A 16,622-nucleotide genomic window follows, 5' to 3' on the forward strand; every position below is an offset into this window, starting at 1 on the left:
CAAAAAAAGGACAAAAAAATGTTTAAAAGATTTAGAAGATTAAGGCTTAATGAAAACTTAAGAGCCATGGTAAGAGAAAATTCTTTAAGTGTAAATGATTTGATTTATCCGCTTTTTGTGGTTAATGGAACGGGGATAAAAAAAGAAATTTCTTCTATGCCTGATGTGTTTCAAATGAGTTTAGATGAAATTTTAAAAGAGTGTCAAAATGTAGTCAATTTAGGCATTAAAGCCATTATACTTTTTGGCGTTTTGGAAAATGAGAAAAAAGATAGCTGTGGAAGCGATGCTTTAGATGATGAAGGGCTTGTTGCAAGAAGTATAAGAGAGATTAAGAAAAATTTTCCAGATCTTTTTATAATCAGCGATCTTTGTTTTTGTGAATACACAGATCACGGGCATTGTGGGATTATCGATCCAAAAACAAAAAGTGTAGATAATGATGCCACTTTAGAAATTTCAGCCAAACAAGCCTTAGTTCACGCAAGAGCAGGGGTAGATATGATAGCACCTAGTGGAATGATGGATGGTATTATCACTACTTTGCGTGAAGCTTTGGATAAAGAAGGTTTTGAAAATTTGCCTATAATGGCGTATTCTACTAAATTTGCTTCAAGTTATTATGGGCCATTTCGAGATGTGGCAGAATCAGCTCCAAGTTATGGAGATAGAAAAAGCTATCAAATGGATTTTGCTAATGGTAGAGAAGCTTTAGAAGAAAGCTTAGAAGATGAAGCACAAGGAGCCGATATTTTGATGGTAAAACCCGCTCTTGCTTATCTTGATGTGGTTAAAGAAATATCCCTTCATTCTAACTTGCCTTTGTGTGTTTATAATGTAAGCGGAGAGTATGCTATGTTAAAGGCAGCTAAAAATGCAGGAGTGATTGATTATGAAAAAGTTTTGTATGAAACTATGATAGCTTTTAAAAGAGCAGGAGCAAAGCTTATCACCACTTATCATGCCAAAGAATTAGCTAAAATGTTAAAAGGAGAAAAATGAAACATTTTTTAACTTTAAGAGATTTTTCTAAGGAGGAAATTTTAAGCCTTGTAAATCATGCTAGCGAGCTTAAAAAAGAGCCTAAAAAACTTTTACAAGATAAAACTTTAGCGATGATTTTTGAGAAAAATTCTACAAGAACAAGAATGGCCTTTGAATTAGCCATAACAGAGCTTGGCGGAAAGGCTTTATTTTTAAGCAGCAATGATTTACAACTTAGTCGTGGCGAGCCTGTAAAGGATACAGCTAGGGTGATAGGGGCGATGGTTGATTTTGTGATGATGAGAGTCAATAAACATGAAACTTTACTCGAATTTGCAAGATATTCTAAAGCCCCTGTGATCAATGCTTTAAGCGAACTTTATCACCCTACTCAGGTTTTAGGAGATTTGCTTACTATTAAAGAATGGAATAAAATGCAAAATGGTATAGCAAAAGTTGCTTTTATCGGAGATAGTAACAATATGTGCAATTCTTGGCTTATTACGGCTGCGATTTTGGGCTTTGAATTTAGTATAGCTATACCAAAAAACTATAAAATTAGCCCTGAAATTTGGGAATTTGCTATGAAACAGGCTTTGATTTCAGGAGCTAAAATTTCCTTAAGTCATGATAAATTTGAAGCCTTAAAGGATAAAGATGTAGTCATTACCGATACTTGGGTTTCTATGGGTGAAGAGAATGAAAAAGAACGCAAGATTAAAGAATTTGAAGGATTTATGATTGATGAAAAGGCTATGAGTGTTGCCAATAAAGACGCGATATTGCTTCATTGTTTGCCTGCTTATAGGGGTTATGAAGTGAGTGAAGAAATTTTTGAAAAACATGCAGATGTGATTTTTAAAGAAGCAAGAAATCGCCTTTATGTGGTAAAAGCCTTGCTTTGCTTTTTGGATAATCAGAGAGGAAGAGAATGAAAGAGCTAGAAAAGTATAGCACTTGCTTAAAACGCATTGATGAATTTAGTCAAAATCTAGGAATAAAGAAAAAAGATAGAACGATTTTTAAAATGAAGCAAAGCGAGAATGAAAACGAAAAATGTTTAGTTCTTGAAAATGGAAGTTTTGATTCTCCTGAGCCTTGGTTTGTGATCGATGAAAACGATGAAATTCACACTTTACTTTCTTTACAAAGTCTTAAGAATATACTTGAAAGTTTAAAACAAAGTCAAAAAGAGAATTTTGAATTGCGTTTAGAAAAGGCGATTTATCAACAAATTCCTGTAGATTTTAACGATGTTTGGACGGTTGCTATGGATGAGATCAAGCAAAAGGCACAAAATGGCACCATGGAAGTTAGTATTGATCTTGAAAAATTAATTTCTAAAATCAAACAAGAACATCCAAATTTATTTGTAGATATGCAAGCGATGATAGAAAGGGTAAATCAAAATGAGAGATTATAAAGCTTTTGTAAGATACTCTAAAGCAGGACCACGCTACACTTCTTATCCTACAGCAGTAGAGTTTAATGCAAATTTCAAATACGAAGAATATATAGAAATTTTAAAAAAGCAAGATAGATCTTTATCGCTTTATTTTCATTTACCTTTTTGTAGGAGTGCCTGTTATTTTTGTGGTTGCAATGTTATTTATACAGCCAAAGAAGAGAGTAAAGAAAGGTATTTAACTTATATTTTTAAAGAGCTTGATATTTTAAGTACCATTTTGGATACCAAGCGTGAAGTGGTGCAAATGCACTTTGGGGGCGGAACTCCAACTTTTTTTAGTGCTAAACAACTTCAAAATTTGATTTTAAAAATCAGATCTATTTTTAGAAATTTTTCTAAAGATGCAGAGATTAGCTGTGAGATCGATCCGCGTTTTTTAAATGACGAACAAGCCACAGTTTTAACACAAAATGGCTTTAATCGTATCAGCTTTGGAGTGCAGGATTTTGATGAAAAAGTTCAAAAAGAAATTCATCGCATCCAGCCTTTTGAATTAACACAAAATGCTTTAAATCTTGTAAGAAGCAAAGGGATAAAGTCTGTAAATATGGACTTAATTTATGGTTTGCCTTATCAAAATTTGCAAAGCTTTACACAAACTTTAGAAAAAGTTATGCTTTTAAACCCTGATCGTTTGGCGATTTTTAATTACGCTCATGTGCCTTGGCTTAAGAAAAATATGAGAAAATTTGATGAAAATACCCTGCCAAGTCCTGATGTTAAGCTTGAAATTTTAGAATTTTGTGAGAAATTTTTAAGCAAAAATGGCTATAAAATGATAGGAATGGATCATTTTGCAAAAGAAAATGATGAGCTTTTTAAAGCTTTAGAAAATGGAACTTTGCATAGAAATTTCCAAGGTTATACTACTAAAGGCGGTGCTGATTTAGTCGGTGTCGGGCTTACAAGTATAGGTGAAGGACAAAGACATTATGCACAAAATTTTAAAGATATGTCAAGTTATGAAGCTGCATTAGATAGAGGAGTTTTGCCTTTTGAAAGAGGCGTAGCTTTAAGCGATGATGATGAACTTAGAAAAGCAGTGATTATGGAGTTAATGGCAAATTTTAAGCTTGATATCAAGTCAATAGAAAAAGAATTTTGCATTGATTTTCAGGAGTATTTTAAAGAGGATTTAAAAGCTTTAGAAGAATACAAAGATTTTATTAATTTTGATGAAAATTTTATCAAAGTCAATGAAACAGGCGTTTTGCTTATAAGAAATATTGCCATGTGTTTTGATGCTTATATGAAAAACATTAGTGAAGATAAAAAAGTATTCTCAAAAACGGTGTAAGATGAAATTTAGTCAAATAAGTGATGCTTGTGTTAAATGTGGCAAATGTATACCTGTTTGTACTATACATGAAGAAAATCGCGATGAAATTACTAGTCCAAGAGGATTTTTAGATCTTTTAGCTGCTTATAAAGAGGGAAGTCTAGAACTTGATAAAGAAGCTAAGAAAGTTTTTGAATCTTGTTTTTTATGCACCAATTGTGTTGAAGTATGTCCAAGTAAATTAAGAGTAGATAATGCCATAGAAGAAGTTCGTTATGATATAGCTAAAAAATTTGGTATAGCTTGGTATAAAAAACTTATTTTTTTCTTTTTAAGAAGACGCAAAATTTTAGATTTGGTAGCTAAGCTTGGCTATGTGTTTCAAAGTTGTGCGTTTAAAATTCAAAATGAGAATGAAAATACAGGTATGAAGGCAAGATTTTCCATGCCTTTTGTTAAAAAGGGAAGATTGCTTACAAGTTTTAATAAAAAAAGTTTCTTAAATTCTAATCCAAAATTTATCAATAATGATGGAGAAAAAACAATAGGTTTTTTTGTAGGTTGTTTGGCGAATTATTTTTACATAGATACGGCTAATGCAGTGCTTAAAATCGCTAAGGAATTAAAAATCAATGTGGATTTGATGAAAGAACAAGTGTGTTGTGGAGCGCCGCAATTTTTTACGGGTGATTTTAAAAGTGTTGAAGTTTTGGCTAAAAAAAATATTGAGTATTTTGAAAAAAAATTAGAAAAATTAGATGCTATTATAGTTCCTGAGGCCACTTGTTCGGCTATGTTAAAGATAGATTATGAACATTTTTTTATAATGCAAAATGATTTAGACTGGGCAAAACGCGCAAAATGTGTGTCATCTAAGATATATATGGCTAGCGAGTATTTTTATAAATTTACTTCTTTGGAAGAAATTTTAAAAACAAAAAATAAATTTAATTATAGCATTACTTATCACGATCCTTGCCATGCAAGAAAAATGCAAGGGGTTTTTAAAGAGCCAAGAGAACTTTTAAAAACAAATTATCATTTTGTAGAAATGAGTAATTCTAATGCTTGTTGCGGTTTTGGTGGAGTGAGTATGCAAACGGATTATTATGATAGAGCTTTAAGTGTAGGGCTTAAAAAAGCACAAATGATCGATGAAATTAAGGCTAGTGTGGTAAGCGCCGAGTGTTCAGCTTGCAGAATGCAAATTTCAAATGCATTAGAACAAAATTCAAGCAAGGTTGTTTTTGCTAGTCCTTTAGAACTTATAGCAAAAGCTTTGTGATGATGAAGATAGTATTTAAAGGCAAAAGTTCTGAATACGAAATTCAAAGATCGTGCTTTTGTGTTGATGCTTTTGTGATTAAAGATAAGATTGAAGAACGAGATGGTGTTGATTTTATCACTTCAAATGTAGATCTTTTGGAATTTAGTGATGACAGTTTTACTTTTGAAGAAATTGTAAAACATTTTAATATTTGTAATAGTGAAGATATGATTATCGTTGAAGATTTTGACATGAAATCAAACAAAGATAATCAAAACCAAGAAGATGATATAGAACACAACATCTTAAAATCCGAAAAAATAATACATGAAAACACAAAACAAACAAGTATACAATTTAAAAATTTAAAATTTTTTTCAAGAATTTTTAAAAATGAAAATTTTCTTTCTGATTTTAAAGAAAGTAAGCAAGAAGTTGTTACTATCAAAAAACACGAAAAACTTGAAATTTTTAAAAATTTATCTCAAGAAGATCAAGAAATTAGCTTTGTTAAAATTGAAATTTTAAATTATGATAGTAATGAAGATAGTTTAAGCTTTAATCTTGATATATTTCCAAGCGGTATGAGTTATAAGTACGGAATTTTAAAAGGCTCTATGCATATTATTTTACAAGGTAAAACTTCTAGTACGATGCTTTTTCCGTTTTTAAAAAGTATGATTTATAAAAATAAAAGTGAAAATTCAAGTGAAAAAATTTTTACTTTAATGATAAATCAGAAAAAACGCTATAAGCTTATCACAAATCTTTCTTAGTTTTATTTTATTATATTTTCTATATTAGAGCGATTTTTTTCAATTAAAGAGCGATTTTTTTGAGTTGTTTCTTTAAGATCGGCTATATCTTCTTTCATGTTTTGTATGTTTTGGTTGAGTAATTTTATCTTTTTTTCATAGCGAGTAACGATGATAAAGACTACAAATAAAAATATAATAATCAAAAAAATAAATGCTAAAAATTCCATATTTTTCCTTTTTAAAACTAGATTTTGAAATATATCATTTAAATACTTCAAAAAACTTTTACGGGTTTTTTATTTTGTATTTTAGTTTTTTTATCTTTAAACTTATATATAAATTTTCAAAAAGTAACAAAAAAATATATAAAAAAATAATTAAATTAAAAAAATAATTAAAGATAATAAATATCTTATTTTTTTATGTTATATTTTAATAAATATCTAAAAGGATTTTAATATGGAAAAATCACTTTTATTTCATTTTAGACGCATTGGAGTTGAATTTATAATTTTTAGTGTTTATGCTGTTTTTAGTATCTCTTGGGCAGCGACAGGATCTTTAATGCCTTTGATTTCAAATGATCTTGCTCTAAATACTCAGCAAGCTACTTTAATCACTAGCATGATAGTAGTTGCGAAAATTTTTGGTGCTTCATTTACTGCTTTTTTAGTTTATAAATTCGGATTAAAAAAGGGATATTTTTTAGGCTGTATTTTAATGAGTTCGGGTATATTTTTAAGTTTTGTAGATAGTTATAGCGGTATTTTGGTTATAAGATTTTTAACAGGGCTTGGTTCAGCTTGTGCTTTAGTTTGCTTAGTGCCTATTGCACAGCAATGGTTTGAAAAAAAGCTTTACATTTTGTAATTAGTTTTAACATAGCTTCAAATTTAGTAGGCATTACCCTAGGACTTGTTTTAGCTGAAAGCATCTCAAATTATTTTGGAAATTGGAGAGATTCTTTATCATTTTATGCTTGGATTAATTTGATTTTATTGATTTTGTGGCTTTTTATAGGTAAAGATGAGAATAAAAAAGAAGAAAAAAGAATAATGCAAAAGATCTTATTTATGCTTTAAAATCTCGTGTTGCTTGGGGTATGATTATTTTTTACATAGGACCTATTTTATTTTTAAATTCTCTTTTTACTTTTTTACCAACTTTTTATGCACAATATGCAGGTTTTAGTAAAGAATTAGCTGATTTTGCTAAAAAAGAAATTCCAGCCTTGGCTAATTTTGCTATTATTTTTGGTCCTTATCTTGGATTATTTTTTAAAAGAAAAAATATTTCTTTTAAAATAATGCTATTGTCTGGAGGAGCGTGTATTTTTATATGCGGATTTTGTATGTTGTTTTTACAAAATTTAGTATTGATACAGATTTTTGCTGTGTTATCGGGTATTTTTTATTCTATGTGGTTTCCATTTTTCTTTAATCTACCTTCAGAATTAAAAAATTCCAATCCAAATCAAACTGCTTATATTATGAGTGCTTTTTGGAGTATTACCTTTGTTATACTATCATTTAATCTATGGGTAGTATCTTGGAGTGTTGATAAAACCCATAGTTTTACTTTGGGTTTTGTTTATATTTTTGCTTTGATTTTTATTTCAGCGATCTTAGCACAATTTGTTTTACCTAGAAGAGAAAATTTTATACAAGGAGAAAAATAGAATGAATTTAATTCCAGAAATACTAGACTTACAAGGCGAATTTGAAAAAATTCGTCATCAAATTCATGAAAATCCTGAGCTTGGTTTTGATGAATTATGTACTGCAAAATTAGTGGCACAAAAATTAAAAGAATTTGGTTATGAGGTTTATGAAGAAATAGGAAAAACAGGCGTTGTTGGGGTTTTAAAAAAGGGAAATAGCGATAAAAAAATAGGACTTCGTGCAGATATGGATGCTTTGCCTTTACAAGAATGCACAAATTTGCCTTATAAAAGCAAAAAAGAAAATGTAATGCATGCTTGCGGTCATGATGGACATACTACTTCTTTATTGCTTGCTGCAAAATATTTAGCAAGTCAGAATTTTAATGGCACTCTAAATCTTTATTTTCAACCTGCTGAAGAGGGTTTGGGTGGTGCTAAGGCAATGATAGAAGATGGATTGTTTGAAAAATTTGATAGTGATTATGTTTTTGGATGGCACAATATGCCTTTTGGTAGCGATAAGAAATTTTATCTTAAAAAAGGTGCGATGATGGCTTCTTCGGATGGTTATAGTATTGAAGTTATTGGAAGGGGTGGTCATGGAAGTGCTCCAGAAAAGGCAAAAGATCCTATTTATGCTGCTTCTTTGCTTGTTGTGGCTTTACAAAGTATAGTATCTCGCAATGTTGATCCCCAAAATTCAGCAGTTGTAAGCATAGGAGCTTTTAATGCAGGACATGCTTTTAATATCATTCCAGATATTGCAACGATTAAAATGAGTGTTAGAGCATTAGATAATGAAACTAGAAAGCTAACTGAAGAAAAAATTTATAAAATTTGTAAAGGTATTGCACAGGCTAATGATATAGAGATTAAAATCAATAAAAATGTTGTTGCACCAGTGACCATGAATAACGATGAAGCTGTGGATTTTGCTAGTGAGGTTGCAAAAGAATTATTTGGAGAAAAAAATTGTGAATTTAATCATCGTCCTTTAATGGCAAGTGAGGATTTTGGATTTTTTTGCGAAATGAAAAAATGTGCCTATGCTTTTTTAGAAAATGAAAACGACATTTATTTACATAATTCTAGTTATGTTTTTAATGATAAGCTTTTAGCTAGGGCTGCAAGTTATTATGCGAAGCTAGCTTTAAAATACTTAAAATAAAAACTAATCTAGAATTTCAAGCACAATTTCTTCCTTTAAACCTTTGATTTGAATTTCTTTGAGTTTTAGGTTTGAAGGAAGGTTTGCTAAAAGCTCTTTATTGTTTTTTACTTGGTTTTTTGCACTTATGGAGAGTAAAATTCCCCTATAAGCTTTAGCAAAATGACTGATGACTTTACCATTTTTTACAAATTTATAGGTATAAAATTTCTTTTTTGGGGTATAGAATTTATCATAAAATCCTGCTCTAAGGTCAAGTATTTCTTCATTTTCCAAGTATTCATCTAAGGCTTTACTAAAATGTTCTTTATAAAATTTCTCTATGGCAAAATTTCCTATTTTAGCCCCTTGCTTGAATTTATAAAAGGGTAGGGTATCATTAGCTCTTACAACGCCAAAAAGATTAGAAAATATAAGAGTATTTTCTAAAATATAAGCTTGACTTTTTTTATCTAAAGCTTTAAAATTAAGATATTCATAACTTACCCCAGTATAAAGCAATATAGCTCCTTGAGTGGGAGCTTGTTTTAAGTCGTGTTTAAATTTATCAATTTCATTTTCATTTTTAATGCCAAAAAGTTCTTGTAAATTCTGTAAACTTGCGTTTTTGATAAATTCTTCATAATGCTTTAAAGCTTCCATTCTATAAGGAAATAATTCTTTAAATATAAATGAGTTTTCATTGATAGGATTTTTTACGCAATTTTCATTTTTGCTTTCACTAGGGGAGAATAAAATTTTCATTTTAGCCTTTTTTGTTAATGTTATGAAACATTAAGAGCAAAGAATTTAATCTTGCTTTTAATGTTTTTGAAGTTTTTATCATTTTAAAATTTAAAACGACGCTCCGCCCATTAACATAGAAAACATGATAAATGGAAGTATAATTTTTAACGCTTCTGTGGCGTCTTGATTGTTGATGCTTAGTTTTTCGATGCTGTCGATTCCCTGTGCGCTATAGTCACTAACAGGGATGTTTTTAAATTTTAAATCAAGATTGAGTTTATAATCATCATTTTGAGTGATATTGTTTAAAATAGCTAAAGCTTTATCAAAGATTAATGCTTGTTCTTCATTTTGACTTTGAGCTTTTAAGGTTTGTAAATTTTCCTTAGCAGTTGCTACATAGCTACTAAATACGCCTTCGGTTTTAAGAGTTGAATCAATTTTAAAATTATTTAAGATGATGTATTTTTGGATTGTATTACTAAAATCTGAAGCTTGTTCGTAGTTTGCTATATTAAGAAGTTCATTGATAGCTTGTTCATCCATAGCTAAAGTTTGAGTGTTAAATTTTATACCCTTAGAATCAAGGTAATTAAGCAAATCTTCTTTTAGATTTATATTTAGATTTGTATTGAAATTTAATTTTGCGTTATAAAATTTTATATCAAGATTATCTAGATAATTGTTTTCTTGTTTGTTGATAGAGTTGTCAAATGATAAAGTGTAAGAATCCGAGCTTAATTTATTGATAAAAGAGCTGATTTTTGGATCTTGTTGAAATAAGCTTGCATTGATGTCACCAGCAACTTTTTCTCCAAGTTTAAAATCTTCAAAAACCAAATTTGATTGTATGCTTTTTTGGTTTTTAAAAAGATCGTTGTAATATTCTTTAATGCTAATTGATGTATTTGCTTTGCCTTTGTAAATTTCATTTGAGCGAATTTTGATATTTTTTGCTTGAAATAGTTCTTGATACTCATCGTTATTATCTTTTGCAAGAGTTTTGAAATTTGGACTTAAACACGCTATAAAATCACCATCTGCATTGCATTTAAAATCAGAAAATTCAATCTTTATTCCAGAATCCTGAGAAAGGCTTGCAATTTCTTGTTTAACTGTTTGATTTAGTTGATTTTCATATTTTTTAACTGTTTTTTCATCTATGGAATTTCCGCAAGCTGAAAACAAAACAGCTATTCCAATAGAGAGAAAAATACCTTTTTTCATAGTTTTCTCCTTAAAAATTTAAAAAAAGATTATATCTTTTTTTACTTAAAATTTAAACAATGCTAAAAGAGAGTGTGAGATTAATTACATTTTTACACATAGGAAAATCTTTTTAGTTTGTTTCAAATGCATTATTTATAATTTTAAGTATAATTAACCTTGCAATTATTATATATTTTTGCAATAGCTTTAAGCTTATTTTTAAAGAAAGGAAATGTATGAAAAAAATACTTCTAAGTGTTTTAACGGCCTTTGTTGCAGTAGTATTGGCTGCTTGTGGAGGAAATTCTGACTCTAAAACTTTAAATTCTCTTGATAAGATCAAGCAAAATGGAGTTGTTAGGATTGGGGTATTTGGCGATAAACCACCTTTTGGTTATGTGGATGAAAAAGGAAACAATCAAGGCTATGATATAGCTTTAGCTAAACGCATAGCAAAAGAACTTTTTGGCGATGAAAATAAGGTGCAATTTGTTCTTGTTGAAGCTGCAAATAGGGTTGAGTTTTTAAAATCAAATAAAGTAGATATTATTTTGGCTAATTTTACTCAAACTCCACAAAGAGCCGAGCAGGTTGATTTTTGCTTGCCTTATATGAAAGTGGCTTTAGGTGTAGCTGTACCAAAGGATAGTAATATAACTAGCGTAGAAGATTTAAAAGATAAAACTTTACTTTTAAACAAAGGCACAACAGCGGATGCTTACTTTACGCAAAATTATCCTAATATTAAAACTTTAAAATATGATCAAAATACCGAAACTTTTGCCGCTTTGATGGATAAAAGAGGCGATGCTTTAAGTCATGATAATACCTTGCTTTTTGCTTGGGTGAAAGATCATCCTGATTTTAAAATGGGTATTAAAGAGCTAGGTAATAAAGATGTTATTGCACCAGCAGTTAAAAAAGGCGATAAAGAACTTAAAGAATTTATCGATAATTTGATCATTAAACTAGGCCAAGAGCAGTTTTTTCACAAGGCTTATGATGAAACTTTAAAAGCTCATTTTGGAGATGATGTTAAGGCTGATGATGTAGTGATTGAAGGTGGAAAAATTTAACAAAGGGCTTTTTTGCCCTTTATATTGATTTAGGATAAAATATGCAAAAAAAATACAAAAATATTATTTATGCTTCTTTGGGTGGAATTTTAGAATTTTATGATTTTGTGCTTTTTGCCTTTTTTTTGGATATTTTTGCTAAGGTATTCTTTCCGCAAAATGATGCTTTTTGGATGCAGATAAATGCTTATATAGCCTTTGGTGCTGCTTATTTAGCGCGTCCTTTTGGTTCTATTGTGATGGCACATTTTGCTGATAGATATGGAAGAAAGAATATTTTTTATATTTCTATGCTTTTGATGGTTTTGCCTAGTTTTGCTTTAGCTTTTTTACCAAGTTATGAAAGTATAGGTATATTTACTACTTTGATTTTATTTACTATTCGTATTTTGCAAGGTTTAGCCGTTGGAACCGAGGTGAGCGGAGCTTGGATTTATGTGAGCGAATTTGTCAAAGGGCGTCAAATTCCTTTAGCTCTTGGTTTTATTTCAGCGACTTTAACCATAGGTTTATTGCTAGGAAATATTGCCACTTTAGGCATAAGATCTTATTTTACCCCTGAAGAAGTTCAAAGCTATGCTTGGAGAATTCCTTTTATCATAGGAGGATTTTTTGGAATTTTAGCTTTGTTTTTAAGAAATAAACTCAGCGAAACTCCAGAATTTATAAAAGTTCAAAATGAAAAGAAAATTTTAAATTTTCCATTGTTTGAAGCTTTAAAAACTCATAAAATGAGCATGCTTGTTTGTTTTTTAATGACCATGGTTTTAACAAGCGGTGTGGCAACTTTGATGATTTTACCTAAGTATTTTGAAAGTCTTTTAGCTATGAGTAAAACTTCTGCTTTATGGGTGCAAAATTTTGCTATCTTAGCGGTGATTTTTGGAGCTTTATTTCAAGGTTTTTTAGCAAGCAAATGGGGAAGCTATAGGATTTGTTCTATTTTTAGTATAGCTTTTATTATCTTTGGTATGCTTTTTAGTTTTTATGATGAGAATTTTTTATTTTATTTTTTACTGGCTTGTTTTGCACAAGGTATTATCACTTTCGCGCCTGTTTTTATGACGCAAATTTTTAAAAGCGAGCTTAAATTTAGTGGGCTTAGTTTTGCTTATAATATTTCTTATGCGATTTTAGGCTTTTTAACCCCTTTTGTAGTTAATGCTTTTTATAAAGAGTATTTAGGTATTTATCTTGCTATAGTGGGATTTTGCTCCTTGCTTTGTGTGTTTTTGTTAAAACGCGTTTTTGCAAGAAGCAAGATTAAAGAATTAAGCATTGTCTTTTAAAACTTCAAAAACAACCTTAGATATTTTTTCAACTGAAGCGATTTCACAATGCTCATCAGTTGAATGAGGATTATGGATATTTGGGCCTATAGAAGCACATAAAAGCTCTTGTTTTTTCTCTATAATACCACACTCAAGTCCTGCATGGATAGCTGAAACTTTGGCATTAGGCGATAGTTTTTTAAGTGCTTTAAAAACCATGTCGCTAAGTGCGTTTGGTTTGCCTTCCCAAGGCGGATAGAAATTAAAACTTCTTACTTTAAAATCAAAAGCTTTGAAAAATTCTAAAGTTTCAAATTCTATTTGCTTAAGCCCATCAAGTATATTAGATCTTGCAAAAAGTGCGAATTTGATTTGTTTATCTTGCATTCTTAAAGTAGCTAGGTTAATGCTTGTTTGAACTATACCTAGATTTTCATCATAAGCTCTAACTCCATGAGTAAAAGAATTGATAAGGCTTAAAAGTTTTTTACTTTGATCGCAAATTTCAAATTCACCTTCTTCTTTAAATTTGCATTTTATCCAGTTATTACTCTTTACTTCATTTTTAAAATGCACTAAAGCTTTGGCGTGTTTAGGTATAGAATTGATTCTTTCTCCGCCTTCAAAAGAAATGATTTCTCCTTCATTTTCTTGTATGAATTTAGCCATTTCTTTGATGGAACTTTTTTCATTGCGTATGATATTTATGCCTGAGTGTCCACCTTTAAAATTTTGTGCACAAAGTTCATAAATTTTACCCTTTTTTGTAAGGGTATTAAAAGGCAAGCTAGCTTCTATATCTACTCCACCTGCACAACCTATCATGATCTCATCATCGCTTTCATGATCTAAATTTAAAAGCATTTTAGATTCTAAAGTGTGCTCGAGTGAATTCACTCCCATGAGTCCTACTTCTTCATCGTTTGTAAAAAGACACTCTAAATTTTCAAATTCAGCCATAGCACTCATCATGATGGCTATACCTATACCATTATCTGCGCCAAGACTTGAATTTTTGGCTCTTAAAAAGCCATTTTCTTCATAAACTTCTAAGTTTGGTGCATCGCCCATACAGACCATATCATAATGGCTTTGTAAGCAAATTTTTGGTTTGCCTTTTATGGCATGGATATTTCCTGCTTTATCTATATTCACTTTAAAGCCTTTATCTTTAGCATAAGAGCTTAAAAATTCTTTCATTTGTTCTGTTTCATAACTGCAATGAGGAATTTTGCATAATTGTTTAAAATTTTCTATAACATTTTGCATTTTATCTCCTTTGTTTTGATAAAATTATGGCATATTTTTTAAAATTTAAAGGCAAAATGATTAAAAAATGAGAATAAATTATAAAAAATTATTTAATTTAAGAAAATTGCTAAGTGATCCAAAAAAACTTTTTTCTGTATTAATCTTCACTCTTGTAGTTGTTTTTATTCAGAACTATATTGCCCAAAATTCTAGTTTTGAAGGAAAAGTAGTTAGAATTATTGATGGAGATACTATAGAAGTTAATCATGAAAACAAACTCGCTAAAATAAGATTTTTTGGTATAGATGCACCAGAACTTAAACAAAGTTTTGGGAAGCAATCAAAAGAAGCTTTAAGTAGAATTTTAAGTAGTAAACAAGTTGAAATTATTTATAAAAATAAAGATACTTATGGTAGAATTGTTGCTATTGTAAAGCTTAATGATGTTGATATTAATCGATTTTTAGTAAGTAAAGGTTATGCTTGGGCTGATACTTACTATAGCAATGCTTATATCAAAGAACAAGAAAATGCTAAGAAAAATCATTTAGGTCTTTGGAAAGAGAGTAATCCTATAGAGCCTTATAAATGGAGAAAACACAATAAATTCTAAGGAAAAACATGAAAAAATATACTTTAATGATACTATTAGCTTTAGGAATTTCTGGATGTTTTGTAAATGAAAGAGGGATTTCAAATCGTTTTTATGATGATTGTAAAGAGTATTATGATGGAAGCGGAACTTATCATAAGGATTGCTCAAAAAATTGGGTGGATATTAAAATGACTCCTTGATTATTTTCCACCCACAGAGGCCATTAATGCAGCTGCTACAGCTTCTGGATTTTTGATTTTGGTATCTTGTTCTTGATTTTCCGTAGGTTTAACAGTGTTAAGTGGCGGACGCTTGAGTTTAAATATATGCTCATCGGTGCTAACAACTTGTATCGTTCCTTCAAACATTTTAATTTCTTTAACATGCCCAACCACTTTTACATCTCTTTTTTTGGAGGTGTCGTCAAAAAGTGCATGAGCTTCAAGTTCTAAAACATCGCCTAATTTAAGCGGAGCATAAAAAAAACATTTTGATCCAATAATCACTGAAAATTCTTTATTGATAGAGGCTTGTGCTACATAGTTTGCCGCAGCGAAAATAAAGGCATCAAAAATCAATCCTTGATCATCTGCTACCATTTCGCTTGTAGTTATTAAAATTGATTTGGCATAGTTTTTATCAATTTCGATAATGGTTCCAGTAAGCGAGGTGTTTAATTCAGGACAAGTAAGTAATTCTGCTCTAACGCGAGATATATCTTCTGCAGATGCGTATTCTTCAAGTTGTGCATATTCTTCAAAATTATCTTTTTTTGCCATATCTAACCTTTAAATTCTACTTATCTACTTCAAAATATCTAAATTTCAATATCGGCAAAAAATAAAAAGAATTTATATTTTAATGCGTATATAAACTCTTTTGGGTGCTTCATAGCCTTCAATGGTAAGATTTTTATCCTTTGGATCTAAGAAATTTTCCAGCGAAAAAGAGTCTATCCATTCTGTTTTTCTTTGTTCGTTTTCATCGGTTTTTTTTGTAGCCAAAACTTCAAATTCTTTAAATCCTGCTCTTTCACACCAGTTTTTTAATGCACTAATGCTTGGCACAAAATAAATATTTGGAATTTTAGAATAAGTTTTATTAGGTACAAGAGCGATTTCTCTCTCATCTTCTATATACATGGTATCTAAAAAAACAACTCCATTTTTATTAAGTCCTGCTTTTAAATCTTTTAGCATTTTTATAGGATCACTTCTATGATAAATCACGCCAAGACAGAAAATCACATCAAATTTCAATCCATAGCTTGGAAGATCCTCTACACCTAAAAGTTCGTATTTTATAGGAGTTTTAGCTAAAGCATTAATGAGTTCAAATTGCAAACGGTATTTGATAGAAGGATCAAAACCTATGAGTTTTACAGGATTAAATTCAAGCATTTTAAACATATAATAACCATTATTACAGCCTATATCAGCAACGCATTTTTGAGAAATTTCGTTCATGAAAGGCTTTAGAATGTTGAATTTAATAAAACTTTGCCATTCTGTATCGATGAAAAGATTGTCTATTTTAAAAGGACCTTTTCTCCATGGTTTGAGTTCTTTTGTTATAGCTAAGATTTCATCTTTGGCTTGAGAATTTGTAGATAAATTTACACTATCATCTAAAGAAAAATTACAAGCAAGATTGAGAGCTTTAAGTTCTTGTATTTTAGCATATAAAGGGTGATTTAGAAATTGTTTTTCGAGTAAATTTTCTTGCATTTTTATCCTTGACATTTGCTTTTAATACTAAATTATAACATTAAAAGCTTTTATGGCAATATAAATTATATGCATTAAATATTTAATCAAAAATAATTTTTTAAAAACTCAAAAATACTTCCCAAAGCTCACATAAGCTTTAGAACTATAATCATCATCTAGTTTATACTTCTTTAAAGC

Annotated in this window: 19 protein-coding genes; 13 read left to right on the forward strand and 6 right to left on the reverse strand. The window is 29.9% G+C overall.

The features are described 5' to 3' along the window. The first annotated feature begins 18 nt into the window (after positions 1 to 18). From hemB to ELQ07_RS01545, 6 genes are read left to right on the forward strand one after another with little or no spacing between them, the layout of a single operon-like run. Entirely contained in the window at positions 19 to 1,002 is a 984-nt protein-coding gene (gene hemB / locus ELQ07_RS01520; RefSeq protein WP_070317124.1) for a porphobilinogen synthase, read from the forward strand. Continuing rightward, positions 999 to 1,919, forward strand: coding sequence for an ornithine carbamoyltransferase (gene argF / locus ELQ07_RS01525; protein ID WP_088303527.1), 921 nt, complete (start codon positions 999 to 1,001; stop codon positions 1,917 to 1,919). Before hemB ends, argF begins: the two co-directional genes overlap by 4 nt. Continuing rightward, complete coding sequence (locus tag ELQ07_RS01530) at positions 1,916 to 2,407, forward strand: DUF2603 domain-containing protein (protein ID WP_002853412.1); 492 nt, start codon at positions 1,916 to 1,918, stop codon at positions 2,405 to 2,407. The genes argF and ELQ07_RS01530 overlap by 4 nt, the downstream gene beginning before the upstream one ends. Further along, positions 2,394 to 3,749 carry an oxygen-independent coproporphyrinogen III oxidase gene (gene hemN / locus ELQ07_RS01535; RefSeq protein WP_070317126.1) on the forward strand — a complete coding sequence of 452 codons (1,356 nt, stop codon included), beginning with the start codon at positions 2,394 to 2,396 and terminating at the stop codon, positions 3,747 to 3,749. Before ELQ07_RS01530 ends, hemN begins: the two co-directional genes overlap by 14 nt. Before the next feature lies 1 nt (position 3,750). After that, positions 3,751 to 5,016, forward strand: coding sequence for a (Fe-S)-binding protein (locus ELQ07_RS01540; RefSeq protein ID WP_134224636.1), 1,266 nt, complete (start codon positions 3,751 to 3,753; stop codon positions 5,014 to 5,016). Then, positions 5,013 to 5,774 (forward strand): DUF5416 family protein, encoded by a 762-nt coding sequence (locus tag ELQ07_RS01545; protein ID WP_079862150.1) that lies wholly within the window; start codon positions 5,013 to 5,015, stop codon positions 5,772 to 5,774. Before ELQ07_RS01540 ends, ELQ07_RS01545 begins: the two co-directional genes overlap by 4 nt. A 2-nt stretch (positions 5,775 to 5,776) precedes the next feature. Here the strand turns inward: ELQ07_RS01545 and ELQ07_RS01550 are convergent, their stop codons facing one another. After that, positions 5,777 to 5,983 (reverse strand): membrane protein, encoded by a 207-nt coding sequence (locus ELQ07_RS01550; protein WP_002853356.1) that lies wholly within the window; start codon positions 5,981 to 5,983, stop codon positions 5,777 to 5,779. 232 nt (positions 5,984 to 6,215) lie between these two features. On the opposite strand from ELQ07_RS01550, the gene ELQ07_RS08240 reads away from it, so the two are divergent. From ELQ07_RS08240 to ELQ07_RS01565, 3 genes are all read left to right on the forward strand, one after another. After that, a complete protein-coding gene (locus ELQ07_RS08240) occupies positions 6,216 to 6,626 on the forward strand; it encodes an MFS transporter (RefSeq protein ID WP_079862151.1) in 411 nt (136 codons plus the stop codon). A gap of 232 nt (positions 6,627 to 6,858) precedes the next feature. Then, positions 6,859 to 7,434, forward strand: a complete 576-nt coding sequence (locus ELQ07_RS08245) for a hypothetical protein (RefSeq protein ID WP_011812753.1) — start codon at positions 6,859 to 6,861, stop codon at positions 7,432 to 7,434. A 1-nt stretch (position 7,435) separates the two neighbouring features. Next, the gene (locus ELQ07_RS01565) at positions 7,436 to 8,587 is read left to right on the forward strand and encodes a M20 aminoacylase family protein (RefSeq protein WP_096702679.1); all 1,152 of its coding nucleotides are present in this window, start codon (positions 7,436 to 7,438) and stop codon (positions 8,585 to 8,587) included. A 3-nt stretch (positions 8,588 to 8,590) separates the two neighbouring features. Here the strand turns inward: ELQ07_RS01565 and ELQ07_RS01570 are convergent, their stop codons facing one another. Both ELQ07_RS01570 and jlpA read right to left on the reverse strand, forming a co-directional pair. Beyond that, positions 8,591 to 9,331, reverse strand: coding sequence for a YaaA family protein (locus tag ELQ07_RS01570; RefSeq protein WP_070317130.1), 741 nt, complete (start codon positions 9,329 to 9,331; stop codon positions 8,591 to 8,593). 90 nt (positions 9,332 to 9,421) lie between these two features. Beyond that, complete coding sequence (gene jlpA / locus ELQ07_RS01575) at positions 9,422 to 10,540, reverse strand: lipoprotein adhesin JlpA (protein WP_088303944.1); 1,119 nt, start codon at positions 10,538 to 10,540, stop codon at positions 9,422 to 9,424. A 218-nt stretch (positions 10,541 to 10,758) separates the two neighbouring features. Between jlpA and ELQ07_RS01580 the strand changes: the two genes are divergently transcribed. Together ELQ07_RS01580 and ELQ07_RS01585 are read left to right on the forward strand one after the other, a co-directional pair. Further along, complete coding sequence (locus ELQ07_RS01580; protein ID WP_002853956.1) at positions 10,759 to 11,598, forward strand: cysteine ABC transporter substrate-binding protein; 840 nt, start codon at positions 10,759 to 10,761, stop codon at positions 11,596 to 11,598. A gap of 41 nt (positions 11,599 to 11,639) precedes the next feature. Continuing rightward, a complete protein-coding gene (locus ELQ07_RS01585) occupies positions 11,640 to 12,887 on the forward strand; it encodes an MFS transporter (protein WP_134224637.1) in 1,248 nt (415 codons plus the stop codon). On the opposite strand, the gene ELQ07_RS01590 is transcribed toward ELQ07_RS01585, so the two are convergent. After that, entirely contained in the window at positions 12,870 to 14,138 is a 1,269-nt protein-coding gene (locus ELQ07_RS01590; RefSeq protein WP_070317134.1) for a M20/M25/M40 family metallo-hydrolase, read from the reverse strand. The genes ELQ07_RS01585 and ELQ07_RS01590 overlap by 18 nt on opposite strands. A 67-nt stretch (positions 14,139 to 14,205) precedes the next feature. Here ELQ07_RS01590 and ELQ07_RS01595 point away from each other — a divergent pair, with 67 nt between their 5' ends. Next, on the forward strand, positions 14,206 to 14,733 hold the full coding sequence (locus tag ELQ07_RS01595) for a thermonuclease family protein (RefSeq protein ID WP_134224638.1): 528 nt from the start codon (positions 14,206 to 14,208) through the stop codon (positions 14,731 to 14,733). Between the two features lie 8 nt (positions 14,734 to 14,741). After that, positions 14,742 to 14,915 carry a hypothetical protein gene (locus ELQ07_RS01600; protein WP_134224639.1) on the forward strand — a complete coding sequence of 58 codons (174 nt, stop codon included), beginning with the start codon at positions 14,742 to 14,744 and terminating at the stop codon, positions 14,913 to 14,915. Here the strand turns inward: ELQ07_RS01600 and ELQ07_RS01605 are convergent, their stop codons facing one another. Then, positions 14,916 to 15,494 (reverse strand): hypothetical protein, encoded by a 579-nt coding sequence (locus ELQ07_RS01605; protein WP_070317136.1) that lies wholly within the window; start codon positions 15,492 to 15,494, stop codon positions 14,916 to 14,918. A 72-nt stretch (positions 15,495 to 15,566) separates the two neighbouring features. Beyond that, on the reverse strand, positions 15,567 to 16,457 hold the full coding sequence (gene cmoB, locus ELQ07_RS01610; protein WP_079862153.1) for a tRNA 5-methoxyuridine(34)/uridine 5-oxyacetic acid(34) synthase CmoB: 891 nt from the start codon (positions 16,455 to 16,457) through the stop codon (positions 15,567 to 15,569). Positions 16,458 to 16,622: the final 165 nt, after the last annotated feature.

The organism is Campylobacter sp. US55, from assembly GCF_004378955.1.
Lineage (GTDB): Bacteria > Campylobacterota > Campylobacteria > Campylobacterales > Campylobacteraceae > Campylobacter_D > Campylobacter_D jejuni.

What these genes read in the sequence shown, in the direction of transcription:
- hemB (WP_070317124.1), top strand. Translation starts at nt 19, where the DNA reads ATGTTTAAAAGATTTAGAAGATTAAGGCTTAATGAAAACTTAAGAGCC.
- argF (WP_088303527.1), top strand. Translation starts at nt 999, where the DNA reads ATGAAACATTTTTTAACTTTAAGAGATTTTTCTAAGGAGGAAATTTTA.
- ELQ07_RS01530 (WP_002853412.1), top strand. Translation starts at nt 1,916, where the DNA reads ATGAAAGAGCTAGAAAAGTATAGCACTTGCTTAAAACGCATTGATGAA.
- hemN (WP_070317126.1), top strand. Translation starts at nt 2,394, where the DNA reads ATGAGAGATTATAAAGCTTTTGTAAGATACTCTAAAGCAGGACCACGC.
- ELQ07_RS01540 (WP_134224636.1), top strand. Translation starts at nt 3,751, where the DNA reads ATGAAATTTAGTCAAATAAGTGATGCTTGTGTTAAATGTGGCAAATGT.
- ELQ07_RS01550 (WP_002853356.1), bottom strand. Translation starts at nt 5,983, where the DNA reads ATGGAATTTTTAGCATTTATTTTTTTGATTATTATATTTTTATTTGTA.
- ELQ07_RS08240 (WP_079862151.1), top strand. Translation starts at nt 6,216, where the DNA reads ATGGAAAAATCACTTTTATTTCATTTTAGACGCATTGGAGTTGAATTT.
- ELQ07_RS08245 (WP_011812753.1), top strand. Translation starts at nt 6,859, where the DNA reads ATGATTATTTTTTACATAGGACCTATTTTATTTTTAAATTCTCTTTTT.
- ELQ07_RS01565 (WP_096702679.1), top strand. Translation starts at nt 7,436, where the DNA reads ATGAATTTAATTCCAGAAATACTAGACTTACAAGGCGAATTTGAAAAA.
- ELQ07_RS01570 (WP_070317130.1), bottom strand. Translation starts at nt 9,331, where the DNA reads ATGAAAATTTTATTCTCCCCTAGTGAAAGCAAAAATGAAAATTGCGTA.
- jlpA (WP_088303944.1), bottom strand. Translation starts at nt 10,540, where the DNA reads ATGAAAAAAGGTATTTTTCTCTCTATTGGAATAGCTGTTTTGTTTTCA.
- ELQ07_RS01580 (WP_002853956.1), top strand. Translation starts at nt 10,759, where the DNA reads ATGAAAAAAATACTTCTAAGTGTTTTAACGGCCTTTGTTGCAGTAGTA.
- ELQ07_RS01585 (WP_134224637.1), top strand. Translation starts at nt 11,640, where the DNA reads ATGCAAAAAAAATACAAAAATATTATTTATGCTTCTTTGGGTGGAATT.
- ELQ07_RS01590 (WP_070317134.1), bottom strand. Translation starts at nt 14,138, where the DNA reads ATGCAAAATGTTATAGAAAATTTTAAACAATTATGCAAAATTCCTCAT.
- ELQ07_RS01595 (WP_134224638.1), top strand. Translation starts at nt 14,206, where the DNA reads ATGAGAATAAATTATAAAAAATTATTTAATTTAAGAAAATTGCTAAGT.
- ELQ07_RS01600 (WP_134224639.1), top strand. Translation starts at nt 14,742, where the DNA reads ATGAAAAAATATACTTTAATGATACTATTAGCTTTAGGAATTTCTGGA.
- ELQ07_RS01605 (WP_070317136.1), bottom strand. Translation starts at nt 15,494, where the DNA reads ATGGCAAAAAAAGATAATTTTGAAGAATATGCACAACTTGAAGAATAC.
- cmoB (WP_079862153.1), bottom strand. Translation starts at nt 16,457, where the DNA reads ATGTCAAGGATAAAAATGCAAGAAAATTTACTCGAAAAACAATTTCTA.